Genomic DNA, 21,042 nt, shown 5'->3' with positions numbered 1-21,042 from the left:
GACCTCGGGCGGGAAAATCGCAAGGGGAAGGCCGGTTTGCCCGATACGGCGCGTCGGTGCAAGCGCGTTTTCGTCGCTCCCGCCAGGGGCAAACCCGTTCGGCATTAAGCCTGCATTTCAAATCTGTTGGCGTCGCCGGGGTCCGTGGCGCTATGATCTTGACCCATGGGCAGGCTTGCGATCCTCGCTTGGGCATTTCTGGGACTTTTGCTGCTGCGCGCCGAGGCGGAGCCGGCGCGGCGCGTGGCGCTCGTCATCGGCAACGGGACCTATGCCGAAGCCGGCACGCTCGCCAATCCGGTCAACGACGCGCTCGACATCGCCGACAAGCTGCGTTCCATCGGCTTCGAGGTCATCGAAGGCAACGACCTCGGCAAGCGCGAGCTTGAACGCAGCATCGGCGAGTTCTCCGATGCGCTCGAAGGCGCCGGCGTCGGGCTTTTCTACTATGCCGGCCACGGCCTGCAGGTCGACGGGCGCAACTACATCGTGCCGGTCGACGCCAGGCTGGACATGCCGGTGAAACTGCAGCTCGAGGCCGTGCCTATCGACGAAGTCCTCGACATCATGGAACAGCAGACCAAGGTCAGCCTGGTCTTCCTCGATGCCTGCCGCAACAATCCGTTTGCCCGCGGCTTGAGCCGCACCGCCACGACCCGTTCGGCAACGGCGCTCGCCGGCCTGGCGCAGTTCGATTCAACGCGCGGCTCCTTCATCGCCTTCTCGACCGCTCCAGGTGCTGTCGCCATGGACGGAACCGGGCGCAACTCGCCCTTTGCCGCCGCCCTGTTGCGCCACATTGCCGAACCCGGCCAGAGCATCAACGACATGATGATCGCGGTGCGCCGCGACGTCGTTTCGCAAACCCGCGAAGGCCAGCGCCCCTGGGAGCAGGGCTCGCTGCTCGAACGTTTCGAATTCGTACCGGGCGCAGGAGCGGCGAAGGCGCCGGAGCCGGCAGCCGCGCCGGCGCTTTCCACGCAGGTGGCGGCGCTGGAGCGTTCGGTCGGCGACGACAAGGCTTCGATCGAGAAGTTTCTGCGCGACGACTACCTGGAGCCCGACGCCAAGGACATGCGCGCCGCCGTAAAACGGCTTTACGGTGCATCCGCCACCATCTTCGGCACGCCCTATGACATCGAGACATTGGTCAAGGTGAAGAGCGACTGGTTCGCGCAATGGGCCTCCTGGTCGCTCGGCCTCGAGCCCGGCAGCCTGGAAGTGACACCGCACGGCGAGGGCAGCGCGCAAGCCGTCTTTGCCATGAGCTACGACTATGTGCCGAAGGACAAGTCGGCACCGCGTGTGGCCGGCAAGGCGCGTGTGACGCTGGATCTGGTCAAGACCGACAAGGGATGGCGCATCGTATCGGAAACGTCGCAAGCGATGTGATCTTGCCGACCATGGCGTCGCTCTGCGCAAAAACGGATCGTTTCGTTTCATCGCCGGATGACTTATCATTGCCGGCGAATTGAAACGAGGGCGGCAGGAATGGCCGAGACGACGGATACGGCGCGCAGATCGATCGGTGCGCGGCGCAATCCCGACAGTGCGGAGGCCATTCTGGAGGCCGCCGAGGCCGTGCTCGTCGAGGCCGGCTATGCCGGCTTCTCGATCGAGGCGGTGGCGCGGCGGGCACGCGCCGGCAAACCGACCATTTATCGCTGGTGGCCGAGCAAGGCGGCCTTGCTGCTGGAGGTCTACCAGCGCCAGAAGCGCGTCGACGTTCCCGACACGGGACAACTGGAAGAGGATCTCGTCGGCTTCCTGATGAACCTGTTCTCGCACTGGCGCGAGACATCGTCGGGCAGCGTCTTCAAGTCGCTGATCGCCGAGGCGCAGTCGGATGAAACCGCGGCCGCCGCCCTTGCCGGATATGCCAGCGGACGCCGCGCCCATACCGGGCAAATTGTCGAACGCGCCAAGGCAAGGGGCGAGATCGCTGGGGATATCGATCCGGTCATCGTCGCCGACCTCCTGGCGTCCTACGCCTGGCGGCATCTCCTGACCAACCGGCTCGACGAGCCCGAGGCGACGATCCGCAAGATGGTCCGATACATCCTGCAAGGCATAGCTGCGCCCGGCGCGTAGAGACCTGCCGGCAAAGGCCAACAAAAAGGGCGCGGCAACCTTGGCTGCCGCGCCCTTTTTTAAAAAATTCCGGCCGGCTTACTTGGCGCTTTCGAGCGTATCCACGGCCTGCTTCAGCTTGGCATCGGGGATCTCGACCTTGGCGTCGGCGCGCAGCGACTTGACCAGCGCGAAATACTTGTCGCGGATGACCGCCTGCTTGGCCTGGTCCTTGACGTCGTCGAAGGCCGGCGGCTGCTTGGCGCGCTTGTCCTCGAGCTTGATGACGTGCCAGCCAAACTGCGACTGCACCGGCTGCTCGGTGTACTTGCCGACTTCGAGCGCGAAAGCGGCCTTGTCGAACTCCGGCACCATCTGGCCAGGTCCGAACCAGCCGAGATCGCCGCCATTGGACTTGCCCGACGGATCGCTGGTGTGCTCGTTGGCGAGCTTCTGGAAGTCGGCGCCACCATCGAGCTGCTTGATGATAGCCTCGGCCTCTTCCTTCGTCTTCACGAGGATGTGACGGGCATGCACCTCGTTGACCGGCGGCGTGTTGGCGATTTCCTGGTCGTAGCGGGCGCGAACCTCCGCGTCGGTGACCTTGTCGACGACACCCTTCTCGACCATCTCGCCATGCAGCGCGCGCTGCTGGAGGAAGGCCATGCGGCGCTGGAAGTCGGGATCCTTGTCGAGACCGTCGGTGACGGCCTTGCCAGCCATGACGCGGATCTCGATCGCCGCCGAGAGCGCGGCGGCGCGGCGCTGCTCGGGCGGCAATTGCGCGAACTGCTGCGAAAGCTCGCCTTCGGCAAGCACCAGATCGGCCTCGGTCAAGGGCTGGCCGTTGACGGTGGCGATCACTGTATTGGGGTCGACCGGTGCGGCGGCCGGTGCGGCCGCATCCGCCGGGGCGGCCGCGGCGGGAGCGGTCTCCTGCGCCATGACAGGCGACAGGCAAAGAGCCGACAGGCCGAGGGCCAGGCCAAGGCTGGCAAGCGACGCACGGCTGAACAACAAGGACATAAGGATGACTCCGGTGAGGGATTGTAAGGAGGGTGGCTTCCAGATCAGCCAGATTGTGGCGGAATTTGGCGCGACCGGCAGGGCCAGCGCGGCGTTGACATCAGTTGAGCCCCCTCTTATCTGTCCATCGACTTGGCGTCCAGAACCGTTTTCCGGGCGCTTTTTGTGTTTGCCCGCATTCAGGCGGTGCGTTCACGTGGATGTGATGGGGCCGGCCGGCACTCGTCTCAAGATTGAGAATTCTATCGAAAGGACCATTGGATGGTCAGTCTCGGCGGTCTCGCCCGTAAGGTTTTCGGTTCCTCCAACGACCGTCGGGTCAAATCGACCCGCCCCCGTGTCGAGGCGATCAACGCCATGGAAAACGAGATGCGGGCGCTCTCCGACGCCGAACTTGCCGGGCGCACGGAAAAATTCCGCCAGGACATCGCCAACGGCGCCAGCCTTGACGATCTGCTGATCCCGGCCTTCGCGACCGCCCGCGAGGCCGCGCGCCGCGTGCTCGGCATGCGCCCGTTCGATGTCCAGCTGATCGGCGGCATGGTGCTGCACAATGGCGGCATCGCCGAGATGCGCACCGGCGAGGGCAAGACCCTGGTCGCGACGCTGCCGGTCTATCTCAACGCGCTTGCTGGCAACGGCGTCCATGTCGTCACCGTCAACGATTACCTCGCCACCCGCGACTCCGAATGGATGGGCCGCGTCTATAAATTCCTCGGCCTGTCGGTCGGCGTCATTGTCCATGGCCTGTCGGACGAGGAGCGCCGCGTCGCCTATGCTTCCGACGTCACCTACGCCACCAACAACGAACTCGGCTTCGACTATCTGCGCGACAACATGAAGTATGAGCGCGCCCAGATGGTGCAGCGCGGCCACAACTACGCGATCGTCGACGAGGTCGATTCCATCCTGGTCGACGAGGCGCGCACGCCGCTGATCATTTCCGGTCCGCTCGAGGACCGTTCGGAAATGTACAACACCATCGACACCTTCATCATCCAGCTGCAGCCGCAGGATTATGAAATCGACGAGAAGCAGAAAACCTCGATCTTCACCGAGGAAGGCACCGAGAAGCTCGAGAACATGCTGCGCGCGGCCGGCCTGCTCAAGGGCGAGTCGCTCTACGACGTCGAGAACGTCGCCATCGTCCATCACGTCAACAACGCGCTGAAGGCGCACCGGCTGTTCCAGCGCGACAAGGACTACATCGTGCGCAACGGCGAGATCGTCATCATCGACGAGTTCACCGGCCGCATGATGCCTGGCCGCCGCTATTCGGAAGGCCTGCACCAGGCGCTCGAAGCCAAGGAGCACGTGGCGATTCAGCCGGAGAACCAGACGCTGGCTTCCGTCACCTTCCAGAACTACTTCCGCCTCTACAAGAAGCTTTCCGGCATGACCGGCACGGCGCTGACCGAGGCCGAGGAATTCGGCAACATCTACGGCCTCGAAGTCACCGAGATCCCGACCAACCTGCCGGTCATCCGCAAGGACGAGGACGACGAGGTCTACCGGACGGTCGAGGAGAAGTACAAGGCGATCGTCAGGGAGATCCGCGAAGCCAGCGCCAAGGGCCAGCCAACGCTGGTGGGCACGACCTCGATCGAAAAGTCCGAGCAGCTGGCCGAGCGCCTGCGCAAGGAAGGCTTCACGGATTTCGAGGTGCTGAACGCCCGCCACCACGAGCGCGAGGCGGCCATCGTCGCCCAGGCCGGCAAGCCCGGCGCCATCACCATCGCCACCAACATGGCCGGCCGCGGCACCGACATCAAGCTCGGCGGCAATGCCGAGATGCGCATCGAGGACGAGCTGGGCGACATGCCGGCCGGACCCGAGCGCGAGGCGCGCGAAAAGGAAATCCATGCCGACATCGAGCGCCTGAAGGAAAAGGCGCTGGCCGCCGGCGGCCTCTACGTGCTCGCCACCGAGCGCCACGAGTCACGCCGCATCGACAATCAGCTCAGAGGTCGTTCCGGCCGCCAGGGCGACCCCGGCCGCTCGAAATTCTTCCTGTCGCTGCAGGACGATCTGATGCGCATCTTCGGCTCCGAGCGCATGGACGGCATGCTGCAGAAGCTCGGCCTCAAGGAAGACGAGGCCATCATCCATCCCTGGATCAACAAGGCGCTGGAAAAGGCGCAGAAGAAGGTCGAGGCGCGCAATTTCGACATCCGCAAGAACCTGTTGAAGTATGACGACGTCTCCAACGACCAGCGCAAGGTGGTGTTCGAGCAACGCATCGAACTGATGGACGGCGAAGGCCTGTCGGAAACCATCGGCGAGATGCGCGAAGGCGTCATCGACGAGATCGTCGCCAAGGCTATTCCCGAAAACGCCTATGCCGAACAATGGGATGTCGCCGGCCTGAAGGCCGAGGTCGCCGAGTTCCTCAATCTCGACCTGCCGGTCGAGGAGTGGGTGAAGGAAGAAGGCATCGCCGAGGACGACATCCGCGAGCGTATCTCTCAAGCCGCCGAAGCCGCCGCCAAGGAACGCGCCGACCGTTTCGGCCCCGAGGTGATGACCTATGTCGAGCGCTCGGTAGTGCTGCAGACGCTCGACCATTTGTGGCGCGAGCACATCGTCAATCTCGACCATCTGCGCTCGGTCGTCGGCTTCCGCGGCTATGCCCAGCGCGATCCGCTGCAGGAGTACAAGGGCGAGGCGTTCGAACTGTTCCAGGCGATGCTCGGCAATCTGCGCCAGGCCGTCACCGCGCAGTTGATGCGCGTCGAACTGGTCCGCCAGGCCGCCGAGGCGCCGCCGCCGGAAGCCCCCGACATGTTCGGCACGCATATTGACGGCACCACCGGCGAGAATGATTTCGAAGGCGGCGAAACGGCCCTCCTGGTGCGCCAGGAAAGCAACGCCATCGTCGCCCCCGAGGACCGCGACCCCAACAACCCCGCCACCTGGGGCAAGGTCGGCCGCAACGAAGCCTGCCCCTGCGGCTCCGGCAAGAAATACAAGCACTGCCACGGCACGTTCGCGTAAGGGCTCTGTCTTCCCTTCTCCCCGTCCCTATACGGGGAGAAGGTGCCCGAAGGGCGGATGAGGGGCGGCGCCAACGGTGGCGATTGGCGTTTGTCTGCGACCAAAACCTCGCCCGCTCCCGGCGAGCCGATTCGTTTTGCGGATAGCTTTTCTTCCTCTTTCCCCATCCACGCAAAAATCTCCGAAAGCCGGCGCTGCCCCTCATCCGCCTGCCGGCACCTTCTCCCCGTATAGTGACGGGGGAGAAGGAAGCGCCCCCACCCACGCTTTCTTAAGGTGTCTTCGCTACACCAAAGCGTGAAAAGAGGCGGAAAACGGAGAGAAATCGGGGTGCGCTTTTCCGCGGCCACGACTGCCGGGCGGTTCTTGCCGCAGCGTTTGGCGCTGCGCGTGGGGCCGCTGCTTGACCGCATCGACGCCGTGCTGTTCACCGCCGACGAGCGCGGCGAGGCCGGCCGCATGTCGGTCATCGCCTTCTCCATCCGCATCGTCAGCGCCGTCATCGCCTTCATCAGCCAGGTGCTGATGGCGCGCTGGATGGGTTCGTTCGAATACGGCATTTTCGTCCTGGTCTGGGTGACGATGGTCATCGTCGGCAATCTCGCCTGCCTCGGCTTCCACACATCGGTCATCCGCTTCATTCCCGAATACCGCGAGCGCGGCCTGATGGACGAATTGCGCGGCATCGTCGTGGCCAGCCGGCTGTTCGTGCTGATCGCTTCGACGCTCATCGCCGGCCTCGGTGCCCTTGGCGTCTGGCTGGCCGCGCCCTGGATCGAGAACTACTACGTGATACCGTTCATCCTCGGCGTCATCTGCCTGCCGATGATCGCGCTGTCGGACTTGCTGCAAGGGCTGGCGCGCGCCAATTCATGGGCATTGTTCGCGCTGTCGCCAACCTACCTGATCCGGCCGGTGCTGATCCTGCTGTTCATGGCGCTGATGCTCTGGGCGGGGTACGCCCCCGATGCGCGGACGGCGATCTTCGCCTCGATCGCGGCCACCTACGTCACCACGCTGTCTCAGCTGATCGGCGTCACCCAGCGCATGGAAAGGCAGATTCCGGCCGGCCCGATGAAAGTGCATTTCGCGCAATGGTTCGTCGTCTCGCTGCCGATCTTCCTGGTCGAGAGCTTCTTCTTCCTGCTCACCAATGCCGATGTGCTGATGGTCGGTGCCTATATGGATCCCAACGACGTCGCCGTCTATTTCGCCACGGTCAAGACGCTGGCGCTGGTGCATTTCGTCTATTTCGCGGTCAAGGCCGGCGTCGCCCAGCGCTACGCGCAGTTCACCCATGGCGAGCCGGAAAAGCTCGCCGCCTTCGCCCGCGAGACGGTGTCATGGACCTTCTGGCCCTCGCTCTTGATGGCGTTCCTGGTGCTGGCGCTGGGAAGACCGATGCTGGTGCTGTTCGGCCCGGAATTCACGTCGGGCTATCCGCTTCTGTTCCTGCTCGTCTTCGGCGTTGTGGCGCGCGCCGCCGTCGGGCCCTGCGAAAGCCTGCTCACCATGAGCGGCAACCAGAATGTCTGCGCCGCCGTCTATGCCATGACACTGGCCTTCAACATCGGGCTCAACGTTGTGCTGATCCCGCTTTTCGGCCTGTGGGGCGCGGCCATGGCCACCGCCTTCGCCATGATCTTCGAGGCGAGCGCCCTGTCCTTCACGGTCTGGCGCAAGCTCGGCATCGTCATGGCGATCTTCGTGCCCGTCAAAGGAACCGCCTGATGGCCGCCATCCCCCTGCTCGAGGAAACCAGCGGCGGTCCCGCCGGCGCCATGGTGTCCGGCCTTGCCGGCCTGGCGCGCGACGCCGACCCCGCCCATATCGAGATTCTCGCCAACAACCGGCCCGAGCGCAAACTCGCCATCTACCCGGCATCGGCCGGCTTCGACCTGGTCGAGGAACTGGACTATCTCTGCGCCCGCACGATCGAGCCGAACGTCTTCTTCAACCCGCGTTTCCTGGCGCCGGCCATGCCCCGGCTGGAAGACCGCGAGGTGCGTCTTGCCGTGATCCGCGACGGCGATGAATACCGCAACCGGCTGCGCCTGCTGGTGCCGATCTCGGTGGAACGGCCCGTGGTGCCGCTCGGTGTGCCGGTCATGCGCACATGGTCGAGCCCATTCGGCCCGCTCGGCACGCCGCTGATCGACCGCGACGATCCGGTTGGCGTGGTCGAGGATTTCTTCTCGATGCTGTCGCGGCCGCATCTCAAGCTGCCGAAAGTCCTGGTCCTGCCCGACATCAGGCTCGACGGCCCGGTGGCGAGCCTGATCGGCACCGTGGCCGAGACGCGCGGCTTGACGCTGGTCACCACGGGCCAGACCTCGCGGCCCGTGCTGGAGAGCGAACTCGACGGCGACGATTATCTGAAAGCTTCGCTGCGCGCCCACCATTATCGCGAGTTCCGCCGCCTGAAGCGGCGCCTTGGCGATCTCGGCGTGCTCGAGCATGTCGTGGCACGCGGCCCCGAGGAAATCCGCCACGCCATCGAGAGCTTCCTGACGCTGGAAGCATCCGGCTGGAAAGGCCGCGAGCGCACAGCCATGGCCATCGACCGCTTCCGCGCCGCCTTTGCCCGCGAGGCCGTGCATCGGCTGGCCGAACAGGACATGTGCCGCATCCATTCGCTGACACTGGGCGGGCGCACCATCGCTTGCCTGATCGTCTTCGTCGAAGCCGGCGTCGCCTATACCTGGAAGACGGCCTATGACGAGACGCTGGCCGCCTATTCGCCCGGCACGCTGCTGATGATCGAGGTCACCAGGCAGCATCTCGACGACCCCAACATCATGATGACCGATTCCTGCGCCGTGCCCGACCACCCGGTGATGAGCCGGCTATGGAGCGAGCGCAAGCCGGTCGGCACGCTGGTGATCGGGCTGACCCGGGATGCCGACCGCCTCGCCCGCCAGGCCGCCTCCCAGCTGCATCTCTATCGCGAAACCCGCAACATGGCGCGCCTGCTGCGCAACCGGATGAAGAGTTTGCTGCGGCGGCGGTAAGGATAGGCCGCAGCGCCCGGCCACATTCGATCAGCCTGCGTTCTGGATTGTCCGGCTGCATGGAGCGCCATGAAATCCGCGTCCTTGATGAGTGGCGAGCACGAGAGCCGGCCCGCCTGCTGTCACCTGACGGACATCCCCATTGTCATCGGACAGCCATGGCCTCACCGAGCTCGCCTGGACGATCCGCGAGCAAGCGATGGTGAAGCATGGAAGTGGTGCCCCTAGCCGGGATCGAACCAGCACTCCTTGCGGAACTCGATTTTGAGTCGAGCGCGTCTACCAATTCCGCCATAGGGGCTCAGGCCGGGCGGCCTGGATGGGCGCGGACTATACGGTCGGAGGCCTGTTCGTCAACGGCCAATTCTCGCGATCGTCCGGATGCGACCAATCTTCGCCTTTCGATTTCGCGACGGGGCTGCCATTGTGCAGCGCGGAAAATCTTTCTAGACAGGCGGCGCATCAAAGCGCGGCGCGTCTGGAGACGTGGACGCGGCGCGCTTTGCGTCCTTGTTTGATCCATGCCTTTGTCCAGCGCGGCCGCGCGGTTTTGGGCCACATGCACTAGGAGAGCCGATGCTTCGCGGATTGTACGACTGGACCTTGTCGCTGGCAGCGCGAAAGTCGGCCGAGTGGTGGCTGGCTTTGATCGCCTTCGTCGAAAGCTCGGTGTTCCTGGTGCCGGCCGACGTGCTCTATCTGCCGATGGCGCTGTCGCGGCCGGATCGCGCCTACCGCTACGCGCTGATCGCCACCGTCGCTTCGGTGCTGGGCGGCGTCGCCGGCTGGTTCATCGGCCATTACGCCTATGAGGCTGTCGCACGGCCGATTCTCGAATTCTACGGCAAGTATGACGAGTTCGAACAGTTGCGCACCTCGTCCGGCATCGGCTTCATCATCCTGATGCTGATCACATCCGGTGCCGCCCATTTGCCGCCGATCAAGGTGGTGACCATCCTGTCGGGCGTCATCGGCGTCAATCTGCTGCTGTTCATCGGGCTGGCGATCGTCGCGCGCGGCGCCCGTTTCCTGCTGCTGGCCTGGCTGCTGCGCCGCTATGGCGAATCGATCAAGGAATTCATCGAAAAGCGTTTGGGGTTGATCGTCGGCGCCGGCGCCGTTGCCCTCATTTTGCTCTATATCCTCGTCAGATACGCCCACGGATAGCAGCGCAACCAAACGGATCCCCGAGATGACATCGACCATGACCGCCGGCACCGGAAATCCGCGGACGCGCGCAGCGCTCTTTCTCGCCGTCGCCATGGCTGCGACGGTCGGCTCCGCGCTCGCCTTCCAGTACATTGGCGGCTATATCCCCTGCCACCTCTGCCTGGAACAGCGCACGCCCTATTACATCGGCGTGCCCTTGATGCTGCTGGCGGTGATCGCATCGATGCTGCGCGCGCCCGCATGGCTGACGCGCGGCCTGCTGGCCATCGGCGGCCTCCTGATGCTCTACGGCCTCTATCTCGGCGTCTATCACTCCGGCGTCGAATGGCAGTGGTGGGCCGGCCCGACCGACTGCACGGCGGGCGCCGGACCGGTCGACACCGGCGGCAAGGGCGTGCTCGACGCGCTCGACAAATTCGTGCCGCCCTCCTGCGATAAGGCCGCCTTGCGCATTCTCGGCCTGTCGCTGGCCGGCTGGAACGCCATCGCCAGCCTGATCCTCGCCGCCGTCGCCTTCCGTGGCGCGCTTTCTCGCGACTGACGACTCAGTCGGCACGAAGCAAAACTCGCGCCGCCCTGCATGCGTCGGCGCCGCCCTTCATTGTCCTACCGGACGTTTCTCCCCGTATATGACGGGGAGAAAGATTCCGTCGTCAATGGTTTCGCCAATCATCGACGTTGCAGAACGGTGCCGGCGTCGCGGACAGTTCCCTTCTCCCAGTCACTATACGGGGAGCGGCAGCCGGATGAGGGGCAGCACCGGGATCGACAATTTGCGTGGCTGACCGATCGCGTCGAACTCTACGGCTCCAACTCCACATCCCAGTAGAGATAATCCATCCAGCTTTCATGCAGATGGTTGGGCGGGAACAGGCGGCCGTTATTGTGCAGATCATGCACCGTCGGCTGGTAGGGTTTCTGCAGGGGAAACATCTTGGCATGCGCCGGCATCATGCCGCCTTTCCTCAGATTGCAAGGCGAACAGGCGGCGACGACATTCTCCCACGTCGTCGCACCGCCTCGATGGCGGGGGATGACGTGATCGAAGGTCAGATCCTCTGGCGTGCCGCAATACTGGCACTGGAAGCGGTCGCGCAGAAACACGTTGAAGCGGGTGAACGCCGGGTGCCTCGACGGCTTCACGTAGGCCTTCAGGCTGACCACGCTCGGCAACTTCATCGAGAAGGTCGGCGAGGACACCGCATGCTCGTATTCGGCGACGATATTCACCCGGTCAAGAAAAACCGCCTTGATGGCGTCCTGCCAGGACCAGAGCGACAAGGGGTAATAGCTGAGCGGACGGTAATCCGCATTCAGCACCAGCGCTGGAAGCCCATCCGGAGATACGGCAACCGTCACCTTGTTGACCTCCTTGGTTCGCACACGCCCTCGAAAATCGAAATTTCGACTCTCGCAAAGGACCGCGTGCAGCTTCAAAAGCCCGACCGTTCGGCGCGGATACTGTAAGCCTGACATGACAGGGATGTGAAGCGGATTGTCACTCGCCCTCACTGCGAAAAACGCATGATTTTCATGCTTTTTTGCGGATTCAGGCTGGCGGCGCGGCGTCCCTGCCCCTGGTTTCGCGATAATAGGACCAGAAAAGCCGCGATGCGACACCTCGCCACGGGCTCCATGATTCGGCCAAGGCGATCAGTGTTTTCTCCGCTGGGCGCGGGTCGATACCGAGCGCATGGCCGACAGCGCTCTGCAGGGCGACGTCCCGCGCCGGGAAGATGTCGGGGTGTCCGGCGGCGAACAGTAGGTACACTTCCGCCGTCCAGGGACCGATGCCGGGCACCGCGGTCATTGCCGTGATCGCCTCCCCGGCGTCGAGCGAACAGAGGTGATGCAGGTCGAGCCCGTCGACCACGGCCTGGGCGACCGCGCTCAGGCCGCGCTGCTTGGGCCGCGACAGGCCGGCCTCGCGAAACATGTCCTCGCCGGCGGCCAGGATCGCCTGTGGTGTCAGCGGATCGACCAGTTTCGTCAGCCGGCCGAAAATGGCATCGGCGCTGGCGCGAGACACCTGCTGCGAGACGATGATCGAAGCCAGGCTCCTGAAGCCGGGCTCCGAGAGCCGCAGCGGCACCTCGCCGGCCATGCCGCGCACCTTTTCCAGGCGGGGATCGATGATGCAAAGCGCATCGAGCCCGCGCTCAACGTCGTCCAGTGTGGCGATGCGCAGCATGGTATCCTTGTCCGCGAATGTGCCGCAAAGTAGCAACCGCCAAAACCACAGCACAACCCGATTGCCGCCCGAGACATGACGCTCCTGACATTCCGCTTCGCGCCCAGCCCCAACGGCCAATTGCATCTCGGCCACGCCTATTCGGCGCTGCTCAACCAGAAGCTGGCAAAGGCGTCAGGCGGCCGCCTGCTGCTGCGCATCGAGGATATTGACATCACGCGCTGCACGCCGGAGTTCGAGGCGGGCATGCTCGCCGACCTGAAATGGCTCGGCCCGGCCTGGGAAGAGCCGGTGCGCCGGCAATCGGAGCATTTTGCGGAATACGGGACGGTGCTCGAGCGCCTGATCCGCGAGGAACTGGTCTATCCCGCCTTCATGAGCCGTGGCGAGATCAGGGCTTTCATCGCCGACACCCCAGCGCGCGGCCGCGACTGGCCGCGCGACCCCGACGGCGTGCCGCTCTATCCCCCGGCCGACAAGGCGCTGCCGATGAAGGAGCGGAAGCGGCGGATTGCCGGGAACGCGCCGTTCGCCTGGCGGCTGGACGTCGGCGCCGCCATGGCGCGTGCCGGCAAGGACCTCACATGGACCGAATTCACCGATGAGACGCTTTCCGCCACGCGCTCCATGGAGGCCCGTCCGCAGGACTGGGGCGACGTGATCGTGGCGCGGCGCGACATCCCGACCAGCTATCACCTCGCCGTCGTGATGGACGACGCGCTGCAAGGCGTCAGCCATGTCGTGCGTGGACAGGATCTGTTTTCCGCGACCGGCGTGCAGCGCCTGCTCCAAGACATTCTGGGTTTGCCGCGGCCCGCCTATTTCCATCATCGGCTGATCCTCGGGCCGGACGGACGAAAACTGTCGAAGAGCCTCGGGGCTACCGGCCTCGCCGCCTTGCGCGATGCGGGGGCTTCGCCGGACGATGTCGAAAGGATGGTGGGGTCTTGACCGCCACGTCAGGAAACCGCCTGTCGTTCGCCACCAATTCAATTCCCATGACCCATGGATCAATCGTTTCGTTTTGCGCGGCGGGCTGAACGGGACTAGAGCATCGCCACGGTCAGTTCTCACCAGTGTGGCGGTCCCGGAACATGCACAGCCTCAAGCGGTTCATCCCCGCCACCTTCGTCGTCCTGTGGGCGACCGGCTTCATCGGCGCGCGCTATGCCATGCCGTGGGCGGAGCCGTTCACCTTCCTCGCCGTGCGCTTCGTCATCGCCGCCGTGCTGCTGGCCCTGCTGACGCTTGTGCTGGGCTCGAAGCGAGCCACAAGCAAGGAGGCGCTGCACGCCACCGGCGCCGGCGTGCTGATGCATGGCGTCTATCTCGGCGCCGTCTTCTGGGCCATTCATCGGGGCATGCCGGCCGGTTTTTCGGCCCTGATCGTCGGCCTGCAGCCGCTGATCACCGCGGTGCTTGCGGGCAAGTTTCTAGGCGAGGCCATCCTGCCGCGCCACTGGCTTGGCCTGGGCATCGGCCTGGTCGGCATCGTCATCGTGCTGTGGCCAAAACTTGGGGCGCTCGGCGGAGGCGTGACGGCGGCGACGCTGACCGCCTCGCTGGTTTCGGTGCTCGGCATGAGCGCCGGCACCATCTGGCAGAAGCGTTTTGCTTCCGGCGGCGACCTCGTCGCCGCGACCATGTGGCAATATGTCGGCGGCGCCTCGCTGATGATCCTGGCCGCGCTTGCCTTTGAAACGCACACCGTCGTCATCAATGGCGAACTGATCTTCGCCATGGCCTGGCTGGTGCTGGTGCTGTCGCTCGGCGCCATCTTCCTGTTGATGGTGATGATCCGCGACGGCGAGATGTCGAAAGTGGCCTCGCTGTTCTATCTGGTGCCCGCCGTCACCGCCCTCATCGCCTGGGCCCTGTTCAACGAACAGCTCAACGCCTTGCAGATCGTCGGCATGGCGATCACCACCTTCGGCGTCGGGCTGGCGACAGCGCGACAGGCCAAGGGGAGAACTGAGGAATTGAGGAATTGAGGAATTGAGGAATTGAGGAATTGAGGAATTGCAGCCATCTGGTGCCGGCGTGCAATTCCTAATTTCTCCAGTTCTTCAATTCTCCAATTCCTCAATTCGGCCGGTCATCCAACCCGCGCACGCGCCTCCAGATACCGGCTGATCGCGGCATTGAGCTCGCCGCCGAGGATGAAGATCGCCGAGACGATGTAGAGGAAGACCACCGCGATCATGATCGAGGCGAGGCCGGCATAGGTCGTCACATAGGACGAGAAATGGTCGAGATAGGTGGCAAACATCGTCGAGCCGATCAGCCATGCCGCCAGCGTGAAGATGATGCCCGGCACCAGCGAGACGAAACGGCGCTTGCCGGCCGGCAGCCAGTAATGGACGGCAAACAGGCCGCCGATGATGACGGTCGAGGCAATGACGTAGCGCCACAAAGTGATCGTGCCGGTATAGGGTTTGATCCACTCGAAATGGGCTTCCGCCAGCCGCGCCAGCAACGGCGCGAACACCAGGAGCACGCTGATCGCCAGGAACCCCGCGGTCGCGATCAGCACGAAAAAGATGCTCTGCACCCGGCGATAAATGATGCCGCGCGTCTCCGTGACCCGATAGGCACGGTTGAGCGATGTGCGCAGCGCCTCGATGCCGTTCGAGGCAAAGTAGGCGGCAAGCAGCACGCCGTAGGTCAACAGGTCGGTGCGCCTGACGGTCAGCACGTTGAGCACCTCATGCGCGATCGGCTTGGCGATCTGGTCCGGCCAGGTGTCGAAGACCAGATGCACGGCCGTGTCGGCGAAGGCCTGGGCGCCGAGGAAGCTGCCCAGCGTCGTGGCGAAGATCAAGAACGGAAACAGCGCCATCAGCGAGGTGATCGCCAGATGGCTGGCCATCGCCCAGCCGTCATCGGTGTTGAAATGGCCGAGCGCGTCGTAGAGCACGCGGCGCAGGGCGACAATATTCCGCAGCAAGAACGCGCGCTCCCCTTCGATTGTCTCGACGCCGCGAATATGGGAAGGGAATGCGGCAAATGGCAACCCTTCGTCAAACCACGAATTCGCAAGCAGCAGAGTTGCGCGCCATCATCGTCACCGGTGCTTCTTCCGGCATCGGCGCCTATTGCGCCCGTGCTTTGAAGGCCGAAGGCTGGCGGGTGTTCGCGACGGCGCGCAAGCCGCAAGACATTGCCGCGCTCGAAGCGGACGGCATCGAGGCTTTTTACCTCGACTATAGCGAACCGGATTCCATCGCCGCCCTGGTGGCGGCGGTGCTCGACCGCACCGGCGGCAGGCTCGACGCGCTGTTCAACAACGGTGCCTATGCGCAGGCCGGCGCCGTCGAGGATCTGTCCGTTGCGGCGCTCAAGGAGCAGTTCGAGGCCAATTTCTTCGGCTGGCACGACCTGACCCGCCGGCTGGTTCCGGTGATGCGCCGCCAGGGTCATGGCCGCCTCGTCCATTGCTCCTCGATCCTTGGTCTGGTGCCGGTGCGCTTTCGCGGCGCCTATTCGGCGTCCAAGCATGCGCTCGAAGCTCTGATGCTCTGCCAGCGCCAGGAACTGGCCGGCAGCGGCGTCCATGTTTCACTGATCGAGCCGGGGCCGGTAAAATCCAGGATCGCCAGCAACGGCCTGCCCTGGTTCCTGAAAAACATCGACATCGAGAATTCCGTGCACAGCGCCGACTATGCCGCGCAACTGGAGCGGTTGCGCGCCGGCGGCAGCCAGTCGGCGCTGAAACCCGGGCCTGAGGTGGTCTACAAGGTTCTGCGCCATGCACTTCTGTCGCGGCGCCCGCGTCCGCACTATGTGGTAACAGTGCCGGCCAGGATCGGCGCTGCGCTCAAACGCATCCTGCCGGCATCGATACTTTACCGCCTGATGGCCAAACGCGCCTGAACGCGAAAACAACTGGAAACGCAACAATGGCAACCGTCTTCAACATCCTCGCCATTCTGGTCATGGCCGCCGTGGTGATCGTGCTGGTCCGGGGCCTCATCAACATGATGCGCGGCGGTTCCGGCGTCACCTCCAACAAGCTGATGCAGGCACGCGTCATGCTGCAGGCCGTGGCGCTGGTGCTGATCCTGCTGGCCGTGTATTTCACCCGCAAGTGAGGATGTCGGCAGCGGGGAGACGACGTGGTCAAGCTCAACAAGATCTACACCCGCACCGGCGATGACGGCACCACGGGCCTCGGTACGGGCGAGCGGCGGCTGAAATCCGACCTCAGGGTGGACGCCTACGGCACGGTCGACGAAGCCAATGCCTGTATCGGCCTGGCCCGGATCCACACGGCGGACGGCCATCCGGCGATCGACGCCATGCTGTCGCGCATCCAGAACGATCTCTTCGACCTCGGCGCCGATCTCGCCGTGCCCGATGACGGCAAGCCGCTCGGTTACGAGCCGCTGCGGATCACGCCGGCGCAGACCGACCGCGTCGAGAAGGACATCGACCTCCTCAACAAGGATCTGCGGCCGCTCAAATCCTTCGTGCTGAACGGCGGCACACCGGCCGCCGCCGCCCTGCATCTCGCCCGTACGGTGGCGCGGCGCGCCGAGCGGCTGATGGTCGCCCTGGCCCAGGACCCTACCGAACACGTCAACCGCGACGGGCTGAAATACATCAACCGCGTCTCGGATTTCCTGTTTGTCGCCGCCCGGGCGGTCAATGACAATGGAAATGCCGACGTGCTATGGGTGCCCGGCAAGAACCGCTGAACGAACCGGAAAGCGGAGGGGACCAGCGACCGATGTTCATCCCGCTTTACGACACCAACAGGCTGCGCCACATCAGGCTGCAATATGTGACGATCGGCCTGATCGTCGCCAACGCTGTGGTCTATTGCGCAACAGCGCTCGGCGGCGAGAATTTTACCAACGCCGCCGTGCTCGGCCTCGGCTTCATCCCCTCCGTCGTTCACGACACGGCCGAACTCGACCCTCGCTTTGTCATCATCCCCGAGAGCCTGAGCTACCTAACCTACTCGTTCCTGCATGCCGATATTTTCCATCTCGGCGGCAACATGCTGTTCCTCTGGGTGTTCGGCGACAATGTCGAGGACGCGCTCGGCCATATCCGCTACCTGATCTTCTATCTTCTGTGCGCCGTCGCCGGAGCCGCCTTCCAGGGGCTCGTCGCCTGGGATTCGCAAGTTCCGCTGATCGGCGCCTCAGGCGCCATTGCCGGCGTGGTCGTCGCCTACCTCATTCTCTATCCCAGGGTGAAGGTGTGGGTGCTGGCCTTTGCCCGCATCCCCTTGCGCATTCCGGCCTTCATCCCGCTCATCCTGTGGGTGGCGTTCCAGGTCGTCATGTTCGCGGCCGGCGGCGAGGATCAGATCTCCTGGGCCTGCCATATCGGCGGCATCATCGCCGGCGCGGTTCTGGTGCTGGTCCTACGCAGCCGCGGCGTGCCGCTGTTTGCCCCTGCCGAAGAGGACCCCGTGGTTCCCACGCCGGACCAGCCGCCGGTTGCCGCTGAACCAGCCGCGTCCGAACCGTCGGCCACCACGACGCGCTGGGGCCGAGGAAACCCTTCTGGCCCAAACTGAACCGATTTGAGCCGCTTTCTGCGTATTGACGTCAAGGGTTGCCCCAACTACGGAAACGTCTCCGTCCGAGCCCGAGGCTGTTAAGGAGCGGTCCACGATGGGCAAAGGCCAGAATTTCCATCCTGCCAGAATTCCGTCTGGCCGGAATTCAGTCAGGAATGTCGGCTTTCGACAACTCAGCAAGGGCGCAGGCTGCTATAGCGCGCCCAACTAGCGTGAAGAGGTGACAGGCAAATGAAGATCCTTGTGCCCGTGAAGCGGGTTGTCGACGCGAACGTCAAAGTGCGCGTGAAGGCCGATGGTTCGGCGGTGGAGTTGGCCAACGTCAAGATGGCGATGAACCCGTTCGACGAGATCGCGGTCGAGGAAGCGATCCGGATCAAGGAAGCCGGCAAGGCCGAAGAGATCATCGTCGTGTCGATCGGTCCGCAGCAGGCACAGGAAACCCTGCGCACCGCGCTTGCCATGGGCGCCGACCGGGCCATCCTGGTCAAGACCGATGAACAGACCGAGCCGCTGGGCGTCGCCAAGGTGCTGAAGGGCGTCGTCGACGCCGAACAGCCTGGCCTCGTAATCCTCGGCAAGCAGGCGATCGACGACGACTCGAACCAGACCGGCCAGATGCTGGCCGCGCTGCTTGGCTGGGCGCAGGGCACCTTCGCGTCCAAGGTCGTGCTCGAGGGTGACCATGCCAAGGTGACGCGCGAAGTCGACGGCGGCTTGCAGACGGTGGACCTGAAGATGCCGGTGATCGTCACCGCCGACCTTCGCCTCAACCAGCCGCGCTATGCCTCGCTGCCCAACATCATGAAGGCCAAGAAGAAGCCGCTCGACGAGAAGACGCCCGCCGACTACGGCGCCGACGTCAAGCCGCGCCTGAAGGTCATCAAGACCGAGGAGCCGAGCGGCCGCAAGGCGGGAGTCAAGGTCAAGAGCGTCGCCGAACTGGTCGACAAGCTGAAGAACGAAGCCGGCGTTTTGTAAGCGATCGGGAAAGGAACAGACATATGGCAATTCTCCTCATCGCCGAACACGACAACGCCACCCTTTCCGACCAGACCGCCAAGGCGCTGTCGGCGGCGCTGCAGATCGGCTCGGACGTTCATGTGCTGGTGGCAGGCAAGGGCGCCAAGGCCGCCGCCGACGCCGCCGCCAAGCTGAAGGGCGTCGGCAAGGTGCTGCTCGCCGACGCTGACGAACTGGCCGAGCGTCTCGCCGAGCCGACGGCGGCACTGGTCGTCTCGCTGGCCGGCGCCTACGACACCATCATCGCCCCGGCGACATCAGCCGGCAAGAACGTCGCGCCGCGCGTCGCGGCTCTGCTCGATGTCGCGCAGGTCTCCGAGATCATCGAAGTGGTGTCGCCTGACACCTTCAAGCGCCCGATCTATGCCGGCAATGCCATCCAGACCGTCCAGTCGACCGACACCAAGAAGGTGATCACCGTGCGCACGGCTTCCTTCCAGGCGGCGCCCGAGGGCGGCTCGGCCTCGGTCGAGACCGTCCAGGTGGCGGCCAATCCTGGCCTGTCCACCTTCGTCGAGAACAAGCTCTCGGAGACCGATCGTCCCGAACTGACCTCGGCCAAGATCATCATTTCGGGTGGCCGTGCACTTGGCTCTTCCGAAAAGTTCCAGGAGGTCATCCTGCCGGTCGCCGACAAGCTCGGTGCCGCGGTCGGCGCCTCGCGCGCCGCCGTCGATGCCGGCTATGCGCCGAACGACTGGCAGGTCGGCCAGACCGGCAAGGTCGTCGCTCCCGATCTCTACATCGCGGTCGGCATTTCCGGCGCCATCCAGCACCTTGCCGGCATGAAGGATTCCAAGGTCATCGTTGCCATTAACAAGGACGAGGAGGCACCAATCTTCCAGGTCGCCGACTACGGTCTCGTCGGCGATCTCTTCGTCATCCTGCCGGAGTTGCAGAAGGCGCTTTGACGCTTCCGAGCAAACTGTATTAAATTGCGAGGGGTGGGGTAGACGAAGTCGCCCCGCCCTTTTAGTTTGCACCGCACAATAAGCAGGCCACAAAAGGCTTAAAGCAATTCCAGCAGCAGTGCGCAGGGGTTTTTGCGCCGGGAATTGCAGGAAAACAAAAGAGATGGGGCGGTTCGCTTTTCCAGCGAAAAACGCTCCGGACGGGATCGGGTAATGAGCAAGATCGAGACGATCGGCATCATTGGTGCGGGCCAGATGGGCGGCGGCATTGCCCACGTCTCCGCGCTTTCGGGCTACAAGGTCCTGATCTACGATATATCGCCCGACCGCATCGAGAAGGGCATTGCCACCATCAGCGGCAACATGGCCCGTCAGGTGGGGTCCGGCAAGCTCGACGAGAAGCTGCGCAACCAGGCGATGGCACGCATTGCCTCCGCGCCCACGATGGCCGATCTGGCAGGCGCCGATCTGGTGATCGAGGCGGCGACCGAGGACGAGACCGTCAAGCGCAAGATCTACGCGCAGCTCTGTCCGCAGCTCAATCCCGAAGCCATACTGGCAACCAACACCTCGTCGATCTCGATCACGCGGCTCGCCGCGCAGACCGACCGGCCGGAGCGTTTCATCGGCATACATTTCATGAACCCGGTGCCGGTGATGAAGCTGGTCGAGCTGGTACGTGGCATCGCCACCGAGGATCAGACCTTCGAAGCCGCCAAGACCTATGTGAAGCAGCTCGACAAGACGATCACGGTCTCGGAGGATTTCCCGGCCTTCATCGTCAACCGCATCCTGCTGCCGATGATCAACGAGGCGATCTACACCCTCTATGAGGGGGTCGGCTCGGTGGATGCGATCGACACCGCCATGCGGCTTGGCGCCAACCATCCGATGGGGCCGCTGCAGCTTGCCGATTTCATCGGCCTCGACACCTGCCTGTCGATCATGCAGGTGCTGCATGACGGCCTGTCGGATTCGAAGTACCGCCCTTGTCCGCTGCTGGTCAAATATGTCGAGGCCGGCTGGCTCGGCCGCAAGACCGGGCGCGGCTTCTACGATTATCGCGGCGAGCATCCCGTTCCGACGCGCTGACGGGGTCTCAGCACAGGGTTC

Annotated in this window: 20 protein-coding genes and 1 tRNA gene; 16 read left to right on the top strand and 5 right to left on the bottom strand. The window is 64.1% G+C overall.

The genetic code is table 11. The features are described 5' to 3' along the window. Positions 1-165 precede the first annotated feature (165 nt). Together LB564_RS20745 and LB564_RS20740 are read left to right on the top strand one after the other, a co-directional pair. Positions 166-1,392 (top strand): caspase domain-containing protein, encoded by a 1,227-nt coding sequence (locus LB564_RS20745; RefSeq protein WP_224540519.1) that lies wholly within the window; start codon positions 166-168, stop codon positions 1,390-1,392. A gap of 99 nt (positions 1,393-1,491) precedes the next feature. Further along, complete coding sequence (locus LB564_RS20740; protein WP_224540517.1) at positions 1,492-2,091, top strand: TetR/AcrR family transcriptional regulator; 600 nt, start codon at positions 1,492-1,494, stop codon at positions 2,089-2,091. Positions 2,092-2,169: 78 nt separating this feature from the next. On the opposite strand, the gene LB564_RS20735 is transcribed toward LB564_RS20740, so the two are convergent. Then, on the bottom strand, positions 2,170-3,096 hold the full coding sequence (locus tag LB564_RS20735) for a peptidylprolyl isomerase (RefSeq protein WP_224540515.1): 927 nt from the start codon (positions 3,094-3,096) through the stop codon (positions 2,170-2,172). 261 nt (positions 3,097-3,357) lie between these two features. Here LB564_RS20735 and secA point away from each other — a divergent pair, with 261 nt between their 5' ends. From secA to LB564_RS20720, 3 genes are all read left to right on the top strand, one after another. Then, positions 3,358-6,090, top strand: a complete 2,733-nt coding sequence (gene secA, locus LB564_RS20730; RefSeq protein ID WP_224540513.1) for a preprotein translocase subunit SecA — start codon at positions 3,358-3,360, stop codon at positions 6,088-6,090. A gap of 330 nt (positions 6,091-6,420) precedes the next feature. Beyond that, complete coding sequence (locus tag LB564_RS20725) at positions 6,421-7,821, top strand: lipopolysaccharide biosynthesis protein (RefSeq protein ID WP_224540511.1); 1,401 nt, start codon at positions 6,421-6,423, stop codon at positions 7,819-7,821. Then, the gene (locus tag LB564_RS20720; protein WP_224540509.1) at positions 7,821-9,101 is read left to right on the top strand and encodes a GNAT family N-acetyltransferase; all 1,281 of its coding nucleotides are present in this window, start codon (positions 7,821-7,823) and stop codon (positions 9,099-9,101) included. Before LB564_RS20725 ends, LB564_RS20720 begins: the two co-directional genes overlap by 1 nt. Before the next feature lie 216 nt (positions 9,102-9,317). On the opposite strand, the gene LB564_RS20715 is transcribed toward LB564_RS20720, so the two are convergent. Continuing rightward, a tRNA-Leu gene (locus LB564_RS20715) sits at positions 9,318-9,402 on the bottom strand. A 275-nt stretch (positions 9,403-9,677) separates the two neighbouring features. On the opposite strand from LB564_RS20715, the gene LB564_RS20710 reads away from it, so the two are divergent. After that, positions 9,678-10,268, top strand: coding sequence for a YqaA family protein (locus LB564_RS20710; protein WP_140710065.1), 591 nt, complete (start codon positions 9,678-9,680; stop codon positions 10,266-10,268). A gap of 25 nt (positions 10,269-10,293) precedes the next feature. Further along, positions 10,294-10,812, top strand: coding sequence for a disulfide bond formation protein B (locus LB564_RS20705; RefSeq protein WP_140710063.1), 519 nt, complete (start codon positions 10,294-10,296; stop codon positions 10,810-10,812). A 260-nt stretch (positions 10,813-11,072) separates the two neighbouring features. Here LB564_RS20705 and LB564_RS20700 read toward each other — a convergent pair whose 3' ends face one another. Both LB564_RS20700 and LB564_RS20695 read right to left on the bottom strand, forming a co-directional pair. Beyond that, positions 11,073-11,630 (bottom strand): HNH endonuclease, encoded by a 558-nt coding sequence (locus LB564_RS20700; RefSeq protein WP_027031236.1) that lies wholly within the window; start codon positions 11,628-11,630, stop codon positions 11,073-11,075. A 190-nt stretch (positions 11,631-11,820) separates the two neighbouring features. Beyond that, a complete protein-coding gene (locus LB564_RS20695; protein ID WP_224540507.1) occupies positions 11,821-12,462 on the bottom strand; it encodes a DNA-3-methyladenine glycosylase family protein in 642 nt (213 codons plus the stop codon). 75 nt (positions 12,463-12,537) lie between these two features. Between LB564_RS20695 and gluQRS the strand changes: the two genes are divergently transcribed. After that, complete coding sequence (gluQRS, locus tag LB564_RS20690) at positions 12,538-13,413, top strand: tRNA glutamyl-Q(34) synthetase GluQRS (RefSeq protein WP_224540505.1); 876 nt, start codon at positions 12,538-12,540, stop codon at positions 13,411-13,413. A 143-nt stretch (positions 13,414-13,556) separates the two neighbouring features. Then, the gene (locus tag LB564_RS20685; RefSeq protein ID WP_224540503.1) at positions 13,557-14,453 is read left to right on the top strand and encodes a DMT family transporter; all 897 of its coding nucleotides are present in this window, start codon (positions 13,557-13,559) and stop codon (positions 14,451-14,453) included. 104 nt (positions 14,454-14,557) lie between these two features. Here LB564_RS20685 and LB564_RS20680 read toward each other — a convergent pair whose 3' ends face one another. Further along, positions 14,558-15,409, bottom strand: coding sequence for a YihY/virulence factor BrkB family protein (locus tag LB564_RS20680; protein WP_027031240.1), 852 nt, complete (start codon positions 15,407-15,409; stop codon positions 14,558-14,560). A gap of 59 nt (positions 15,410-15,468) precedes the next feature. Between LB564_RS20680 and LB564_RS20675 the strand changes: the two genes are divergently transcribed. The 7 genes from LB564_RS20675 (at position 15,469) to LB564_RS20645 (ending at position 21,021) form a co-directional block, all read left to right on the top strand. Next, the gene (locus tag LB564_RS20675; RefSeq protein ID WP_224540502.1) at positions 15,469-16,335 is read left to right on the top strand and encodes an SDR family oxidoreductase; all 867 of its coding nucleotides are present in this window, start codon (positions 15,469-15,471) and stop codon (positions 16,333-16,335) included. A 26-nt stretch (positions 16,336-16,361) separates the two neighbouring features. Further along, a complete protein-coding gene (locus tag LB564_RS20670) occupies positions 16,362-16,553 on the top strand; it encodes a twin transmembrane helix small protein (protein WP_224540500.1) in 192 nt (63 codons plus the stop codon). 24 nt (positions 16,554-16,577) lie between these two features. Then, positions 16,578-17,159, top strand: a complete 582-nt coding sequence (locus LB564_RS20665; protein WP_140708495.1) for a cob(I)yrinic acid a,c-diamide adenosyltransferase — start codon at positions 16,578-16,580, stop codon at positions 17,157-17,159. Between the two features lie 32 nt (positions 17,160-17,191). Then, positions 17,192-17,992 carry a rhomboid family intramembrane serine protease gene (locus LB564_RS20660; protein WP_224540498.1) on the top strand — a complete coding sequence of 267 codons (801 nt, stop codon included), beginning with the start codon at positions 17,192-17,194 and terminating at the stop codon, positions 17,990-17,992. A gap of 234 nt (positions 17,993-18,226) precedes the next feature. Beyond that, positions 18,227-18,976: an electron transfer flavoprotein subunit beta/FixA family protein gene (locus tag LB564_RS20655; RefSeq protein WP_140708491.1), complete on the top strand. Its 750-nt coding sequence runs from the start codon at positions 18,227-18,229 to the stop codon at positions 18,974-18,976. Between the two features lie 23 nt (positions 18,977-18,999). After that, positions 19,000-19,929, top strand: coding sequence for an electron transfer flavoprotein subunit alpha/FixB family protein (locus tag LB564_RS20650; protein WP_224540496.1), 930 nt, complete (start codon positions 19,000-19,002; stop codon positions 19,927-19,929). Between the two features lie 213 nt (positions 19,930-20,142). Then, complete coding sequence (locus LB564_RS20645) at positions 20,143-21,021, top strand: 3-hydroxybutyryl-CoA dehydrogenase (RefSeq protein ID WP_140708488.1); 879 nt, start codon at positions 20,143-20,145, stop codon at positions 21,019-21,021. Positions 21,022-21,042: the final 21 nt, after the last annotated feature.

The organism is Mesorhizobium sp. ES1-6 (assembly GCF_020164775.1).
Taxonomy (GTDB): Bacteria; Pseudomonadota; Alphaproteobacteria; order Rhizobiales; family Rhizobiaceae; genus Mesorhizobium.
This window is presented reverse-complemented; position numbering and strand designations above follow the sequence as displayed.

Excerpts from the sequence above, each read along its gene's own strand:
- LB564_RS20745 (WP_224540519.1), top strand. The coding sequence starts at position 166 with ATGGGCAGGCTTGCGATCCTCGCTTGGGCATTTCTGGGACTTTTGCTG.
- LB564_RS20740 (WP_224540517.1), top strand. The coding sequence starts at position 1,492 with ATGGCCGAGACGACGGATACGGCGCGCAGATCGATCGGTGCGCGGCGC.
- LB564_RS20735 (WP_224540515.1), bottom strand. The coding sequence starts at position 3,096 with ATGTCCTTGTTGTTCAGCCGTGCGTCGCTTGCCAGCCTTGGCCTGGCC.
- secA (WP_224540513.1), top strand. The coding sequence starts at position 3,358 with ATGGTCAGTCTCGGCGGTCTCGCCCGTAAGGTTTTCGGTTCCTCCAAC.
- LB564_RS20720 (WP_224540509.1), top strand. The coding sequence starts at position 7,821 with ATGGCCGCCATCCCCCTGCTCGAGGAAACCAGCGGCGGTCCCGCCGGC.
- LB564_RS20710 (WP_140710065.1), top strand. The coding sequence starts at position 9,678 with ATGCTTCGCGGATTGTACGACTGGACCTTGTCGCTGGCAGCGCGAAAG.
- LB564_RS20705 (WP_140710063.1), top strand. The coding sequence starts at position 10,294 with ATGACATCGACCATGACCGCCGGCACCGGAAATCCGCGGACGCGCGCA.
- LB564_RS20695 (WP_224540507.1), bottom strand. The coding sequence starts at position 12,462 with ATGCTGCGCATCGCCACACTGGACGACGTTGAGCGCGGGCTCGATGCG.
- gluQRS (WP_224540505.1), top strand. The coding sequence starts at position 12,538 with ATGACGCTCCTGACATTCCGCTTCGCGCCCAGCCCCAACGGCCAATTG.
- LB564_RS20685 (WP_224540503.1), top strand. The coding sequence starts at position 13,557 with ATGCACAGCCTCAAGCGGTTCATCCCCGCCACCTTCGTCGTCCTGTGG.
- LB564_RS20675 (WP_224540502.1), top strand. The coding sequence starts at position 15,469 with ATGGCAACCCTTCGTCAAACCACGAATTCGCAAGCAGCAGAGTTGCGC.
- LB564_RS20670 (WP_224540500.1), top strand. The coding sequence starts at position 16,362 with ATGGCAACCGTCTTCAACATCCTCGCCATTCTGGTCATGGCCGCCGTG.
- LB564_RS20660 (WP_224540498.1), top strand. The coding sequence starts at position 17,192 with ATGTTCATCCCGCTTTACGACACCAACAGGCTGCGCCACATCAGGCTG.
- LB564_RS20655 (WP_140708491.1), top strand. The coding sequence starts at position 18,227 with ATGAAGATCCTTGTGCCCGTGAAGCGGGTTGTCGACGCGAACGTCAAA.
- LB564_RS20650 (WP_224540496.1), top strand. The coding sequence starts at position 19,000 with ATGGCAATTCTCCTCATCGCCGAACACGACAACGCCACCCTTTCCGAC.
- LB564_RS20645 (WP_140708488.1), top strand. The coding sequence starts at position 20,143 with ATGAGCAAGATCGAGACGATCGGCATCATTGGTGCGGGCCAGATGGGC.